We start from the raw sequence: 15,154 nt of genomic DNA on the forward strand, positions 1-15,154 counted from the left end.
TTCACGCCAGTTGGGCTGACGCTTTAGCGAGCAAGTCCGCTTCCACAGAGGATTGGCGGTTCGATCGTTCCCACGCACCTGCGTGGGAATGCCGCCAGGGACGCTCCGCGTTCCGCTTCTGAAAGGTGACGCAGAGCGTCACGGGATGCATCCCCACGCAGAGCGTGGGGACGATCAGCTTCACGCCAGTTGGGCTGACGCTTTAGCGAGCAAGTCCGCTTCCACAGGGGATTGGCGGTTCGATCGTTCCCAGGCTCCTGCGTGGGAACGCCGCCAGGGATGCTCCGCGTTCCGCTTCTGGAAGGTGACGCAGAGCGTCACGGGATGCATCCCCACGCAGAGCGTGGGGACGATCAGCTTTACGCCAGTTGGGCTGACGCCTTCGCGAGCAGGCCCGCTTCCACAGGGGATTGGCGGTTCGATCGTTCCCACGCTCTTGCGTGGGAATGCCGCCAGGGACGATCAGCTTCACGCCAGTTGGGCTGACGCCTTCGCGAGCGAGCCCGCTTCCACAGGGGATTGGCGGTTCGATCGTTCCCCCGCTCCTGCGTGGGAATGCCGCCAGGGACGCTCCGCGTTCCGCTTTTGATCAGCTTCAAGCCAATCCATGGGATCGAGCTTGCTCGCGATGGCGTCCTCACTGCCCCCGATCAGAATCTGAATAACTCCACCCAACCTTGCTTCGATTGGTTCTACACCAACGCCTTTTCCCCGCCCAAACCCTACCTAGACTCTGACAGGCCAGGAGGCAAGTGAGAGTCCATGACGGACCGGTGTTATCTCTCCTGGTGCCCTGATGCCAAGGAGAGAAAACATGAGAGTGGAAGTCAGTCGGCATGGCCCGCTTGGCTGTGCATTGTTAGGCGTGTTGCTGGCTCCGGCCGCCAGCGCCGCCCCTGCGTTGTCCCCCCAGATACCCTTCGATGTCACGGTGACCCACCCCGTTTCACTGGTCAGCCTGCAAGCCGATTTCGATGAGCTGTCGTGGCAGACCTTCATTGCCCTGAACTGGCCGGCGCTGGATAACGGTGATCCGAATACCGGCACGCCCATCGGCAAGCAGGATGGCGCCACCGTGTGGGAGAGCTGGAAAGAGAGCTACCAGATTTTCCGCGCCAAGGGCCAGACGCCGCTGCCCTGGAACGCATCGGCGACGCTCCCTGACGCGTGCAAGTCGCTCAAGCCCGGTCGCCTGTTGCAGCAGATGGGCAAGGTGCCCGATGTGCTGGATGAGTTTATCCAGCCCTTCGAGAGCGGCCCGTTGGTGGACCAGAACGGTACCTACACGCGCAACGAAATCGTGGTCAACCAATCGATGTTCGACGGCATCGTCGACAACGGCCTGTACAGCATCGAAGGCCAGCAGAAATTCTTCGCCGCCAATCCGAACAACACCGTGGCGTTCAGCTGTGGTTCCACCCAGACCAAACAGGTCGGTGCGGTGATGGTGAAGGCATCGTGGAAAGTGCTGGGCCCCAACGACAACCGCCAGGATTTCCATACCGTCGATGCACTGGTCTACACGCCGGGCAACAACGACCCGAGCCATGGGCCGATCGTTGCGGAGTCATGCGTGTCCGAGCCGGTCGGGTTGGTGGGATTGCATATGGTCCATAAGACTACCAGCGCGGCGCAATGGGTCTGGTCAACCTTCGAGCATGTGAAAAACGTGCCGGAAAAAACCACGCCTGTGGCCCAGCGCACGGGGCCTTATCTGTTCTACAACGCGGCCAGCAAAAGCGACATCAACCAGCCGCCGCCACGGCCGTGGAACCCGGCAGTCAAGGCGACACCCTCGCAGATCGTGCGGGAAGTGCCGCTGACCGAAGCCACCAAAAACCTCAATACCACCTATCAAACGCTGTTGCGTACGGTGAACAAGCAGAGTGTCTGGGCGAACTATCAACTGATCAGTACCCAGTGGCCGTCAGACCCGCCCAAGAACTGCCAGGTATCGGCCGCCAACCCGCTGGGCAGCCCCGCGCCGTTGTTCCTGGCCAACGCCACGCTGGAAACCTATATCCAGGGCACCGTGCCCCAGGCGTCTTCCAGTTGCATGGCTTGCCACGGCAATGCGGCCACCCATGTCACCGAGTCGCCGCGTACCAGCTTCGCGGATTTCACCTATTTGCTCGAACGCGCACAGTCCACTGGCGAACAAGGAGTCAACCATGAGCAGTGATCTGGACAACTTTATAGGCCTGTCATCGGCCCTGACCGGCATTCCCACGGATCGGCTGGCACCGCCGATCGACCAGGTGGGTTTGCCACCGATCTTTCTCGCGTTCATCACCCCGCGTATCACCCCTGAGGTGCTCAATACGTTGCTGACTCAATACGCCACGATGGCAGCGGACAATGTGCCCCCCGACCAGATCGCCAAAGCGGTGCTGATGGATGGATCGCGGCCGGCTGTCACGCAAGCGGCCCAAGCTGCGCGTTCGATCATGAAATTGTGGTTGCTGGGGGTCTGGTATCAGCCCTATGCCACTGGCAGCTACAAATCGACCGACTCGACGGTGGTGTCCGACCAGGCCTACATCCAGAGCTGGGCCTGGAAAATCGCCCAGGCCCATCCCATGGGCTACAGCGAGATGTTTTTCGGCTATTGGAACACCACGCCACCGAGCCTTGAGGACTACACCGGCGTGCCTGCCGACACACAGGGAGCCTCGTCATGAGTACCGAGCAAGCCGAGGTGATCATCGTTGGCGCGGGGCTGGCCGGCAGCATCATCGCTTATCAGTTGGGCATGGCTGGCGTGGATGTGCTGGTGCTCGAATCGGGTCCGGAGGTCCCGGCCAACCGTGCGCAATACCTGGAGCGTTTCTACACCGCTACCCTGAAGACCCCGGAGTCGCCCTATCCGCCAGTGTCGACCCTGGATTCGCCGCGTGACCCGAGCAAGGAAAATGCGCCTCGAGCGACCATCGCCGACCTGATCCTTGGCTGGGACAAACCGAAAACCAGCTACCTGGTGCAGAAGGGCCCGCTGCCCTTCAACAGCACTTATGAACGGGTGGGCGGTGGCACGACCTGGCACTGGGTCGGGACCTGCCTGCGCATGCTGCCGAACGATTTCCGTCTGAGGAGCAAGTACGGCGTCGGGGTGGATTGGCCGATCGGCTACGACGACCTGCAAAGCGCCTATTGCCGGGCGGAGGCGGAAATCGGGGTGTCGGCCAATGTCGCCGACCAGGCTTACCTGGGCATGACCTTTCCCGAGGGCTATTCATTCCCAATGCACAGCATTCCGTTGTCGTTGGTCGATGGCAGTTTTGTCGCGGCCGTGACCGGCAAGAGCTTCGACGGGTTGCCGCTGGTGGTCAGTCCGACCCCGGCCGGGCGCAACTCCCAGCCCTACGCCGGGCGCCGGGTGTGCGCCGGCAATACCAACTGCACGCCGATCTGCCCGATCCAGGCCAAGTACGACGCCACCGTGACCCTGAACAAGGCCCTGGCCACCGGCAAGGTCCGGGTCATGTACCGGACCGTGGCCAGCAAAGTGACCGTGGGCCCGGACAAGCACATCAATGGTGTCGAATTCATTCAATACCAGCTTGGCGAGGGACCGAAGACGGGCACCGGCGTGGCCATCGGGCAGCGTTATGTGATCGCGGCTCATGCCATCGAGACCCCTAAATTGCTGCTCAACTCCAAGACCCCGGCCTGGCCCGATGGCGTGGCCAATAGCAGCGGCCAGGTCGGACGCAGCCTGTCCGACCATCCGATTTACCTGGCGTGGGGGCTGATGCCGGAAGGCAAGACGGTGTTTCCGTATCGGGGGCCGGTGTCCACGGCGGGCATCGAGAGCCTGCGTGACGGCGACTTCCGCAGCCAGCGAGCGGCGTGGCGCATCGAAATCGGCAACGAGGGCTGGAACTGGCCGGTGGGTGACCCTTACGTCACCGTGGCCGATTTTATCGATGGCAAGAACAAAAGCTGCACCAACCCGTTGCCATCGAAAGAGAACCCGCCGCCGCCCACTGAAGCGCTTTACGGCACGGCCCTGATTCAACGGCTCAACGACCTGTTCATCCGCCAGTTTCGGATCGGCTTTTTGGTGGAGCAGGTGGAGAAGGAGCCCGACAAGGCCAAGAGCTACATCGTGCCCTCGACGGACAAGCTCACGGACGGGCTCGGCATTCTTCGACCGGAAATCCACTACGACCTGTCCGATTACACCAAGGAAGGTTTCAGGCAGGCGAAGATATTGGCGAGCCACATCATCCAGAACCTGCTCGGCGCCGTGGAGCTGACAGCACCCATTGGCCAAGGGAAATTCAGGTACAAAGAAGAGGATTACACCTTCCAGGGCGCCGGGCACCTGATGGGCACCTACCGCATGGGGGATGATCCGACCAAGTCGGTGGTGGACAAGGACCAGCGCAGCTGGGACCACAAGAACCTGTTCCTGGTGGGCGATGGGGTGTTCCCCAGCACCGGCACTTCGAACCCGAGCCTGACGATCGCAGCGTTGTCGTTCCAGGCCGGGGACACTGTGGCCAACGACCTGAAGGCGGTGACGATGCAAGTCCAATCCAACATCGCCTGGCAGGGCACTGGCGTGCAGGTCAACGGGTTGGTTCCGCGCTTGGTTCGCTACGTCAGTGGGCTATGGTGTGCCAGTCCGCAGGGTGGCAATGTCGATGGAAATGGCGGTTCGAGGCACATCGACTACAGCAGCTATGCCTTGCCCGGTGCCGCCGAAGGCGCCTTGATCGGTCGCGTGGGCAACGGTGGGAAGCCGTTCCTGGTGGGGGATCTGGCGCAGGTTCCGGGCAATCAGCAAGGGGAGCTGCAACTGTGCATCAACGATGACCTGACCGGGCAGCACGGGTCTGGTTTGAAAGATAACACCGGCGCGCTGACCATCCGGGTCGAGTTCGGTGCCCTGTAACGCTTGAGCGGTAAGGCCTGACTCCTGTGGGAGCGAGCTTGTGGGAGCAAGGCTTGCCCGCGATGCAAACACCTCGGTGTAGCTGATAGACCGAGGCGATGCCTTCGCGGGCAAGCCCTGCTCCCACAGACTCGCTTCCACAGAGGGGCATGGTTTTTTCACGCCGCCGAACGCTGGTTGCGCAACGCCACCGGCCCGACACGCTCTTCGATGGCCCGCTTCAGTTCGCCGCGAAGCCCCAGCAGGAAGCCCGCTTCCACCACCACGAACAACGGCCCGACAATCAGCCCGGAGAGGTCGTCGACAAAGGCTGGCTTGCGGCCTTCGTAATAGTGGCCGACGAACTGGATCACCCAGCCCACCACGAACATCCCCAGGCCACTGCTCAACCACACCGCCGTGCTTTGTGCGGCCAGTGTCTGACCCAGCCATACCGCCAGGCCCAACAGCACTGTCATCAGCATACCCAAGCGCACTTCCAGGCGTAGATAGAACCCAGCACTGGCCACGGCCACCAGTAATGCCGGAGACATCAGGATCGCGCCCAGCGGCCAACCAGGTCGTGACAGCAGCACGGCGACGGCGACGAAAATAAGCGGAATCCCGATGAAATGACTGGCGATGTTGCGCGGGTCTCGGTGATAAGCAGCGTATTGACTGAGATGATCGACGAGGCTTTTCATTGTTGTTCCTTCTGAGGTGATGCCTGCATGATGCCCGGGTACCACGAGGCGCTCTGTCAGTTAGCCGACACTTGTCCCGGAGTTTCCATGAATTCGCATCCCTGGCACTCACACCTGATGGCCGGTCACTGGTACAGCCATCTGCCTGATGAGTTACAGAATAGTCTGCTGGGCATGGCGCGAGTGCGCCGTCTGCCAGCGGGGCATCGGCTGTTCCAGCGCGGCGATCCACCCTGTGGGCTGTATGCCGTGCTGGAAGGGGCGGTGCGCGTCGGTGCGGTGAACGAACAGGGCAAGGAGGCGTTGCTGAGCGTGGTGGAGGCACCTCACTGGTTCGGTGAAATCTGCCTGTTCGATGGCCAGCCACGGACCCATGATGCGGTCGTGGTGGGTCAATGTACGCTGCTGCACGTGCCCCAGGCGCTGTTGCTGGCCTTCCTGCAAGCGCAACCGATCTACTGGCGGCATCTGGCATTGTTGATGAGTCATAAACTGCGCCTGACCTTCATCAACCTCGAACACCTGAGCCTGATGCCCGCCCCGGCCCGTGTGGCCCACCGCCTGCTGATGATCGCCGAAGGCTACGGCGAAATCGAACCGCCGCGCCGGGTCTTGCAGCTGCCCCAGGAGCAACTGGCGCTGATGCTCTCGCTGTCCCGCCAGACCACCAACCAGATCCTCAAGGACCTGCAAGCCCAGGGCATTCTCCACTTGGGCTATGGCGAGATCGAAATCCTCGACATCGAGCGATTGCGGGCGTTGACCACAATCTGAACCTGCCTTGGACCCTGTGGGAGCGAGCTTGCTCGCGATAGGGCCAGCCCAGCCAACGCAAATCCCTAGCGCAACCCATCCCGAAACTGCCCCGGCGTCATCCCGGTCCAGCGCTTGAAGGCGCGGCTGAAGCTGCTGGAATCGGCAAAGCCCAGCAGGTAGCTGACTTCGCTCAGCGAACATTGGGGATCGCGCAGGTGCAGCAGTGCGAGGTTTTCCCGGCATTCGTTGAGCAGTGCGTCGAAGCGGCAGCCTTCGTCAGCCAGATGCCGTTGCAGGCTGCGCAGGCTCAGGTGCATGGCCTGGGCGATGCGTTCGGCGCTGGGCTCGCCCTCGGGCAGTTGGGCCTCGATGGCCGCGCGTACCTTGCGTTCCCAGGTCAGAGGCTTGAGCTGAGCGAGGGTGCGTTCGAGCACCGTTTCATTGTGCTCGGCCAGTTCGGGGTTGGCGTCGTCCAGGTGGCTGTCGAAGTCGCTGAGGTTGAACTCCAGGCAATCCTGGGCGGCGCCGAAATGCACCGGCGAGCGAAACACCTTGTGCCATGGGCTGGGGTCTGCCGGTTCCGGGCGGCGCAGGTACACCGCCAGTGGTGCGTAATCACGGCCGAGACGGTTGCGACAGGTGCGCACGTAAATCGCTGCGAACGCATCGATGGCTTCAAAGGCCGGTGACGGACTGTCCTGGGGCACATCGAGATTGAAGCGGTAGCGGTCTTCGCCGCGGCTCAGTTGCAGGGTCAGTGCATCGCTGACTACCGGGTGATAGCGCACGATCCGCTCGAACACTTCTCGCAGGCTGCCGCTGGCCACCAGGGCATAACCCAGTGCGTGAAACGTGGTGGGGCTGACGAAGCGCGACACCCGCAGGCCGATGGCCGGGTCACCGCTGGCCTGCACGGCCAAGGCCCACAGGCGCGTGGTGCCCGAGAGTGGGTAACGGGCGTTCGGGTCGTCCATCCATTGCGGGTCGAGACCCGCCTCGACGCACAGGGCATGGCTGTCCAGGCCCAATGCATCGAGCTGCTTGCGCAGGGCGCGGGTCCAGCTGGCGAGGGAGGTCGGTTCAGTCATGACGATTGGCGCTTGCGGTCAACAGGTTGGCGTTTACGGCTACCACCCCATGGGACAACGCCCGGCAGGATGAGCACATCTCTAACAGAGGATGTAAGCCATGCACGGCACTTGCGCAAGCCCCGAGCGATTGAATGCACAACAACGAGCGGCCCATGTTCGCCAGGTGGTCTTGGCCCGGGGCGAGGAGTTGCGCCAGCGTTATCCGATCCTGCGCCACCAGGATGCGTTGGGCGCGGGCATCCTGGCGCTGGCCCTGGCTGGGATGATCGGTTCGGCGCTGCTCTACATCAACGGTCACCTGGCCGGGTGGGCATGCCTGTTGCTCAACGGGTTTTTCGCGTCCCTGACCCACGAGCTGGAACACGACCTGATCCACAGCATGTATTTCCGCAAGCAGCGCCTGCCCCACAACCTGATGATGGGCCTGGTGTGGCTGGCGCGGCCGAGCACGATCAACCCGTGGATCCGCCGCCACCTGCACCTCAACCATCACAAGGTATCCGGCAGCGAGGCCGACATGGAGGAACGGGCGATCACTAACGGCGAACCCTGGGGGCTGGCGCGGTTGCTGATGGTGGGTGACAACGTGATGTCGGCCTTCATCCGCCTGCTGCGGGCCAAGACCTGGGTGCACAAGCGCAGCATCCTCAAGCGCACGCTGAAGGTTTATTTCCCGCTGGCGTTGCTGCACTGGGGCGCCTGGTATGTGTTCCTCGGTTTCCACGGGGCCAACGGTGTCGCCAGTCTGCTGGGGACTTCAATTGACTGGTCGGCCACCACGCTGGCGACGATGCAGGTGATCGATATTGCGGCGGTGGTGATCATCGGGCCGAATGTACTGCGCACCTTTTGCCTGCATTTCATCAGTTCGAACATGCACTACTACGGCGACATCGAGGCGGGCAACGTCATCCAGAAAACCCAGGTGCTCAATCCCTGGTGGTTGTGGCCGTTGCAGGCGTTCTGCTTCAATTTCGGCAGCAGCCATGGCATTCATCATTTCGTGGTGAAGGAACCGTTCTACATTCGCCAACTGACGGTGCCGGTGGCTCACAAGGTGATGCGGGAGATGGGCGTGCGGTTCAATGACTTCGGCACGTTCGGGCGGGCGAATCGGTTTGTGCGCCAGGAAGCTATGGTGCGGGAGGAAGGGGATACGGTTCGGGTTTGAAGCTAACCCGTCCAAAGAGCAGAAGCAGAATCTGTGGCGAGGGAAAGTGGTGGGCCGGCTAGCGCGGATCGATCGTTCCCACGCTCCCGCGTGGGAACGCCGCCAGGGACGCTCCGCGTTCCGCTTCTGCAAGGTGACGCAGAGCGTCACGGGATGCATTCCCACGCGGAGCGTGGGAACGATCAAGCCTGTGGCGCTTAGAACTGGTAACTCACCGTCGCCGCCACATTGCGCTCTTCGCCCATGTAGCAATAGCTCAGGCTCGCGCACGAGGCGACGTAGCTTTCGTTCGTCAGGTTGTTCGCGTTCAGGCGTACGTCCACGCCCTTCAAGCCGACCTTGCCCAGGTCATACCCCACCGAGGCATCGAACAACGTGTAGGACGGCACCTTCATGGTGTTCTCCGCATCGGCCCAGCTATAGCCGACATAGCGCACGCCGCCGCCCAGGCGCAGGCCATCGAGGGTGCCGCTGTCGAACGTGTAGTCCGCCCAGGCCGAGGCCATGTGGCGCGGCGCCTGGGTCGGTGAGTTGCCCTTGTTTTCGATGATGTCGGTGGGCGTGCTGAGGGTGCTGACCATCGATTTCGAGTATTCGATGTCGGTGAAGGTGTAGCTGCCCAGCACTTTGAATTGTTCGGTCAACTGCAGGTGCGCTTCCAGCTCCAGGCCCTGGGAGCGCACGGCACCGATGGCGCGGTAGAAGTTGTCCTGGGGCAGCTTGGTCGCCAGGTTTTCCTGGTCGATGCGAAACAGCGAGGCCGTGTACAGGTCATCGGTGCCCGGTGGCTGGTACTTCAACCCCAGTTCCCACTGCTTGCCATCGGTCGGCGGTAGCGGGTTGCCGGCGCTGTCGGCATAGGAGTTGGGGTTGAACGACTCGGAGTAGCTGATGTACGGCGCCAGGCCATTGTCGAACAGGTACAGCGCCCCGGCACGGCCAGTGAGCTTGGTGCGTTTGTCGTTGATCTCGGTGCCTTCCGGACGGCCGAACTCAGCGATGCGGTTCTCATCCGAGGTTTGCACCCAGTCCTGGCGCAGGCCGAGGGAGAAGCGCCACTTGTCCATTTCGATCAGGTCTTGCAGGTAGACGCCGGTCTGCTCCAGGCGCCGCAGGTAGCTGGTGGGGCTGAAGTAGCTGATGGCCGAGTTGCCGTAGACCGGGTCGAAGGCGTTGATCGGCGCCAGGCTGCCGCTGGTCCAGTCGACCACGGTCTTGCGGCGCTGGTAGTCGGCGCCCATCAGTACGGTGTGCTTGGTCGCGCCAGTGAAGAATTCAGCCTGCAGCATGTTGTCGACGATGAACGAATGGAGCTTTTCTTCGGCACCGGTGTAGTAGCGGTTCAGCTCGTTGCTGGTGGGCGTGGTCCAGTCATAGGCATAGACCTGATCGTTCTTGACCTCGGAATCCAGGTAACGGAAGTTCTGCCGGGCGGTGAAGACATCGTTGAAACGGTGTTCGAATTGGTAGCCGAACGACTGCTGGTCACGCTCATAGCGGTCGATGCCGGGTTCGCCTTCGAAGAAGTGCTCGGAAATCCGTCGACCGTTGCGCTGATGCAAGGTGCCGTCGGCCGGCATGCCACCGTGGTAGCCGCCGTCGGGGTCATGCTGCAGGTAGGCTTGCAGGGTCAGCGAGGTGTCCTCGCTGAAGTCGATGTTCACCGTGGGTGCGAGGGCGAAGCGTTTTTCCTTGTTGTGGTCGAACTGGGTGTCGGAGCTGTCCGCCAGGCCGATCAGGCGATAGGTGATACGTTTTTCGTCATCCACCGGGCCGCTGAAGTCGAAGCCCATGCCGCGTTGGCCTTGGGTGCCGACCGTGGCCTGGATCTGGTGATAGGCCTCGTACAGCGGCTTCTTGCTGGTCAGCGCCACCAGGCCGCCCGGCGAACTGCGGCCGTAGAGCACCGAGGACGGGCCCTTGAGAATGTCGACCCGCTCGAGGAAGTACGGATCGACCTGCATGGAGCTGTAGGTGCCGCTGTCGCCCATGGACTTGAGGCCGTCGAGGTAGATGTTATCCACCGAGCCGTCGTTGAAGCCGCGCATCGCCACATAGTCGTAGCGGTGGGTGGCGCCGTAGGGGTTGGTCAGCACGCCGGGGGTGTAGCGCATGGCCTGGGACACGGTTTGGGCGCCCTGGTCGTCCATTTGTTCGCGGGTGACCACCGACACGCTCTGGGAGGTTTCCCGCAGGGCGGTACTGGTCTTGGTGGCGACCTGGCTATGTGTGGCGTTGTAGCCTTCCATGCTGCCCAAGGCGTTACCCAGGGCGAAGCCCTTGATGTCGGTGGTCGGCAATTCCAGTGTGCTGCCAGCGGTCTCGGTTTGCAGCACGTAGCTGCTGCCATCCTGGCTGACGGCAACCAGTCCTGAGCCGCTGAGCAACTGGCTCAGGGCCTGGTCGGGCGAATACTCGCCCTTGAGCCCCGGGGACTGGACGCCGCCGGTTTGCGCCGGGGTGCTTGCCAGGGTGATCCCGGCCTGGCGGGCGAACTGGTTCAGCGCATCGCTCAATGGGCCGGGGGCAATGTTGTAGCTCTGACGGCTGGCGGTGACGCCGTTTTGTGCGGCCACCGCGAGCATCGGCACAATGCTGACTCCCAGCGCCGTGGAGAACAGCGCGGCGTGAATCGCATGGCGCAACAGGCGCGGTTGCGAAGAAAAGCCGAAGGGGTTCTTGAGAGGTACGCGCTCAGTCATTGTAGGTTCCGTAGGAGTCGCTGAAGGCAGATAAGGGGTGCTTACTGTCCTAGCCGGACGCCGGTCTGAAACCCGCCAAAAAAAATTCAAGCCAGGCGTTCCACCGTGATCCACCAACGGGTTCGATAGCGCAGCTGTACCGGGAGCGTGCGGGGCAGGACGGCCAGCAATTTGTCGGTGTCCTCCAAGCGGAACACCCCCGACAGGCGCAGGTCGGCGATCGACGCCGCGCAGTGCAGATAGCCCGGGCGGTAGCGTCCTACTTCATTGAGAAAGTCTTCCAGGCGCATGTTGCGCGTGACGATCAAGCCGTCGGCCCAGGCGCCTGCGTCCATGGCCAGCGGTGGTGCCAGGGCCGCTGTCGATGCAGTGATCAGATAGCTTTGCCCGGCCTCGACCTGGATGGGCGTGCCATCGCTGTTGGGGTGCGAACGGATGACGACGTGTCCGCTGGTGACGCTCAAGCGCGTGCAGTCGCTGTCCTGGCGCACGACGAAGCGCCCCTCCAGCCCTTCGAACAGGCCATGCCGGCTTTTTACCAGCAGCGGCCGCCCCGGGTCGCGGCCACAGGTGACCATGATTTCGCCGTGGGCCAGGGTAATCAGGCGCTGCCGGGCGCTGAAGTCCAGGTCGGCGGCGCTGTGGGTATTGAGCTCGAGCCGCGTGCCGTCCGGCAACTGGAAACCTCGGCGTTCACCGGTGGCGGTGGCGAAATCGGCATTCCACGCTTGCCAGCCCAGGTCCTTGCCCAGCCATGCCGCACCGCTCACCACGGCGATGCCCGACAGCAACTTCAGGGCCTGGCGACGACTGAGGCGCTGGGCACTGTTTTCCAGGGTGTCCAGGGCGACATGGGCACCGGGCACCGCCCGCAGGTTCGAGGTCAATTCGCTGTGCAGCGATTGCACCCGTTGCCAGGCCAGTTCGTGTTCAGGGTGGGCGGCGCGCCAGGTGTCGCACTGTTGGCGCAGGGTCGGGTGAGCGGTGTGATTGCGCAGGCGCAGCAGCCAGTTGATCGCCTGCCTGACCACCTGTTGCGACGGGCCGTTGCGGCGGCTCTGCAAATGGTCCGCCGGCTCAGCTTTCATAGCGCAACACATAACAGTGGTACAGCGCATCGGCGACGTAGCGCTCCACCGAGCGCAGCGAGATGCCCATCTGTTCGGCGATCTGCTTGTACGTCAGGCCCTCGCACTGGGCCAACAGAAAGGCCCTGCGCACTTTCGGCTTGAGGCCTTCGAGCATCCTGGCAATGGCTTCGAGCAGTTCCAGGATCAAGGCCTGGGCCTCCGCACCAGGGGTTTGGGCTGGCGGCAGGTGAGCGATGGTTTCCAGGTAGGCGCGTTCGATTTCGGCTCGCCGCCAATGGTCGATCACCAGACCTTGGGCGATGGTTCGCAAAAAGGCGCGGGGGGTCCTAAGCTCCAGGCGTTCGCTACGCTGCAACAGGCGCACGAAGGTGTCCTGGGCCAGGTCCGCTGCGTCGGCGGCATTGCCCAGCCGGGTGCGCAGCCACGTATTGAGCCAGCCGTGATGCCGGCTGTAGAGCGCCTGTACTGCAAACTCGGGAGATGACATGGACGCGACGGCCTGGATGTTACAAATGATAATAGGTCGCATTGTCATCATCGCCCGGCGAATTTGCAACCACCGTTCGCCCGCCTTGTCCTCCCGTCGCCTATTTCTTCGAATCCCTAATTATTTGTACAGGCTTGCCGACAGACTGATATGCGTGCACCAAAGTGGAGCGAAGTGACAACCGCCCGCGCTGTTATATATGGAACGTTGCAATCTGGAATGCACCCCCACTCCTTGCATAAGAAGCCCCATCGATGAATCTAAAGTTCAGCCACAAAATCCTTCTCGCCGCCTCTGGTGTGGTGGTTCTGGCTTTTGCCCTGTTCACGCTCTACAACGATTATTTGCAGCGCAACACCATTGGCCGCAGCCTTGAATCGTCCATCGAGCAATCCGGCGACCTGACGGCCAGCAGCATCCAGAACTGGATGAGTGGCCGGATACTGGTGTTGGAAAACCTGGCGCAAAACATCGCGCATCAGGGGGCTACTGCCGATCTGCCGGGGCTGGTCGACCAGCCGGCGCTGACGTCGAACTTCCAGTTCACTTATGTGGGCCAGGCCAACGGTGTCTTCACCCAACGGCCTGACGCGAAAATGCCTGACGGCTACGACCCGCGTCAGCGCCCTTGGTACAAACAGGCGGTGATCGCCGATAAAACCATGCTGACTCCGCCGTATCTGGCGGCGGTGGGTGGCCTGGTGGTGACCGTTGCCCTGCCGGTGAAGCACAACGGCGAACTGCTCGGCGTGGTGGGCGGCGACTTGAGCCTGGAAACCCTGGTGAAAATCATCAACTCCGTGGACTTCGGTGGTATCGGCCATGCGTTCCTGGTGAGCGGCGACGGTCAGGTGATCGTCAGCCCGGATAAAGACCAAGTGATGAAGAACCTCAAGGACATCTACCCCGGCACCCCGGTGCGCATTGGCAAGGGTATCCAGGAGGTCGAGTTGAATGGCAAGGACCGCATTCTTTCGTTCACCCCGGTGGCGGGTCTGCCGAATGCCGAGTGGTACATCGGCCTGTCGATCGACAAGGCCAAGGCCTATGCGCCGTTGAGCCAGTTCCGTACGTCGGCGTTGATTGCGATGTTCGTCGCCGTGGCGGCCATTGCGTTGCTGCTGAGCATGCTGATCCAGGTATTGATGCGCCCGTTGACCACCATGGGTCGCGCCATGCAGGACATTGCCCAGGGCGAAGGCGATCTGACCCGACGCCTGGTGGTACAGGGCAAGGATGAGTTCGCGGTGCTGGGTGGTTCGTTCAACCAGTTCGTGGAGCGGATTCATGCGTCGATCTCGGAAGTGTCTTCCGCTACCCGTCAGGTGCATGACCTGTCGCAGCGGGTGATGACCTCGTCCAACGCTTCGCTCGTCGGCTCGGATGAGCAGAGTGCCCGCACCAACAGCGTGGCCGCGGCCATCAACCAGTTGGGCGCCGCGACCCAGGAAATCGCGCGCAATGCCGCCGATGCCTCGCAGCATGCCAGCGGTGCCAGCGAACAGGCCGATGACGGTCGCCAGGTGGTGGAAAAAACCATCCAGGCCATGACCGAGCTGTCGCAGAAGATCAGCCTCTCGTGCACCCAGATCGAAACCCTGAACGCCAGCACCGACAACATCGGGCACATCCTGGACGTGATCAAGGGCATCTCCCAGCAAACCAACCTGCTGGCCCTGAACGCTGCCATCGAAGCGGCCCGTGCCGGTGAAGCCGGACGCGGTTTTGCGGTGGTGGCCGATGAAGTGCGCAACCTGGCGCACCGTACCCAGGAGTCGGCGGAAGAAATCCACAAGATGATCACCTCGCTGCAAGTCGGCTCCCGTGAAGCGGTCACCACGATGAATGCCAGCCAGACCTCCAGCGAAGAAAGCGTGGAAGTGGCCAACCAGGCCGGCTTGCGGTTGGTCAGCGTGACGCAGCGCATTGGTGAGATCGACGGCATGAACCAGTCGGTGGCCGCCGCGACCGAAGAACAGACCGCCGTGGTCGAAACCCTCAACATGGACGTCAGCCACATCAATCTGCTGAACCAGCAAAGCGTGGCCAACCTCAATGAAACCCTGAAGGATTGCGATGCCTTGTCCCAACAAGCCAATCGACTGAAGCAACTGGTGGACAGCTTCAAGATCTGACCCCAGTCGAAAGCCGAGCCACCGCCTTCGCGAGCAAGGGACCGGCGGTTCGATCGTTCCCACGCTCCTGCGTGGGAATGCCGCCAGGGACGCTCCGCGTTCCGCTTCTGGAAGGTGACGCAGAGCGTCACGGGATGC

At 62.3% G+C, this 15,154-nt stretch carries 11 protein-coding genes; 6 read left to right on the plus strand and 5 right to left on the minus strand.

Annotated features, from left to right (window positions below; genetic code table 11):
• Positions 1–814: 814 nt before the first annotated feature.
• Genes BM317_RS28985 through BM317_RS28995 form a run of 3 tightly spaced genes read left to right on the plus strand, consistent with a single transcriptional unit; the run spans position 815 to position 4,900 of the window.
• Positions 815–2,182 carry a cytochrome C gene (locus BM317_RS28985; protein ID WP_092477130.1) on the plus strand — a complete coding sequence of 456 codons (1,368 nt, stop codon included), beginning with the start codon at positions 815–817 and terminating at the stop codon, positions 2,180–2,182.
• Entirely contained in the window at positions 2,172–2,681 is a 510-nt protein-coding gene (locus BM317_RS28990; protein WP_092477132.1) for a sorbitol dehydrogenase, read from the plus strand. The genes BM317_RS28985 and BM317_RS28990 overlap by 11 nt, the downstream gene beginning before the upstream one ends.
• Positions 2,678–4,900, plus strand: a complete 2,223-nt coding sequence (locus BM317_RS28995; protein ID WP_092176814.1) for a GMC oxidoreductase — start codon at positions 2,678–2,680, stop codon at positions 4,898–4,900. Before BM317_RS28990 ends, BM317_RS28995 begins: the two co-directional genes overlap by 4 nt.
• A gap of 158 nt (positions 4,901–5,058) precedes the next feature.
• On the opposite strand, the gene BM317_RS29000 is transcribed toward BM317_RS28995, so the two are convergent.
• On the minus strand, positions 5,059–5,583 hold the full coding sequence (locus BM317_RS29000) for an Mpo1 family 2-hydroxy fatty acid dioxygenase (protein ID WP_092477134.1): 525 nt from the start codon (positions 5,581–5,583) through the stop codon (positions 5,059–5,061).
• A gap of 87 nt (positions 5,584–5,670) precedes the next feature.
• Between BM317_RS29000 and BM317_RS29005 the strand changes: the two genes are divergently transcribed.
• A complete protein-coding gene (locus BM317_RS29005) occupies positions 5,671–6,357 on the plus strand; it encodes a Crp/Fnr family transcriptional regulator (RefSeq protein ID WP_092477136.1) in 687 nt (228 codons plus the stop codon).
• A gap of 65 nt (positions 6,358–6,422) precedes the next feature.
• On the opposite strand, the gene BM317_RS29010 is transcribed toward BM317_RS29005, so the two are convergent.
• Entirely contained in the window at positions 6,423–7,427 is a 1,005-nt protein-coding gene (locus tag BM317_RS29010) for an AraC family transcriptional regulator (RefSeq protein WP_092176823.1), read from the minus strand.
• A 100-nt stretch (positions 7,428–7,527) separates the two neighbouring features.
• On the opposite strand from BM317_RS29010, the gene BM317_RS29015 reads away from it, so the two are divergent.
• The gene (locus tag BM317_RS29015; RefSeq protein ID WP_092477138.1) at positions 7,528–8,601 is read left to right on the plus strand and encodes a fatty acid desaturase; all 1,074 of its coding nucleotides are present in this window, start codon (positions 7,528–7,530) and stop codon (positions 8,599–8,601) included.
• Positions 8,602–8,798: 197 nt separating this feature from the next.
• Here BM317_RS29015 and BM317_RS29020 read toward each other — a convergent pair whose 3' ends face one another.
• The 3 genes from BM317_RS29020 to BM317_RS29030 all read right to left on the minus strand — a co-directional run bounded on the left by BM317_RS29020 (position 8,799) and on the right by BM317_RS29030 (position 12,881).
• Entirely contained in the window at positions 8,799–11,303 is a 2,505-nt protein-coding gene (locus tag BM317_RS29020) for a TonB-dependent siderophore receptor (protein ID WP_092477140.1), read from the minus strand.
• An 86-nt stretch (positions 11,304–11,389) separates the two neighbouring features.
• The gene (locus BM317_RS29025; RefSeq protein WP_092477142.1) at positions 11,390–12,391 is read right to left on the minus strand and encodes a FecR domain-containing protein; all 1,002 of its coding nucleotides are present in this window, start codon (positions 12,389–12,391) and stop codon (positions 11,390–11,392) included.
• Positions 12,381–12,881: a sigma-70 family RNA polymerase sigma factor gene (locus BM317_RS29030; RefSeq protein WP_092176834.1), complete on the minus strand. Its 501-nt coding sequence runs from the start codon at positions 12,879–12,881 to the stop codon at positions 12,381–12,383. The genes BM317_RS29025 and BM317_RS29030 overlap by 11 nt, the downstream gene beginning before the upstream one ends.
• Before the next feature lie 254 nt (positions 12,882–13,135).
• On the opposite strand from BM317_RS29030, the gene BM317_RS29035 reads away from it, so the two are divergent.
• Positions 13,136–15,016: a methyl-accepting chemotaxis protein gene (locus tag BM317_RS29035; RefSeq protein ID WP_092477144.1), complete on the plus strand. Its 1,881-nt coding sequence runs from the start codon at positions 13,136–13,138 to the stop codon at positions 15,014–15,016.
• The last annotated feature ends 138 nt before the right edge of the window (positions 15,017–15,154 follow it).

This window comes from Pseudomonas sp. NFACC24-1 (genome assembly GCF_900115235.1).
In the GTDB taxonomy this organism is placed as follows: domain Bacteria; phylum Pseudomonadota; class Gammaproteobacteria; order Pseudomonadales; family Pseudomonadaceae; genus Aquipseudomonas; species Aquipseudomonas fluorescens_AA.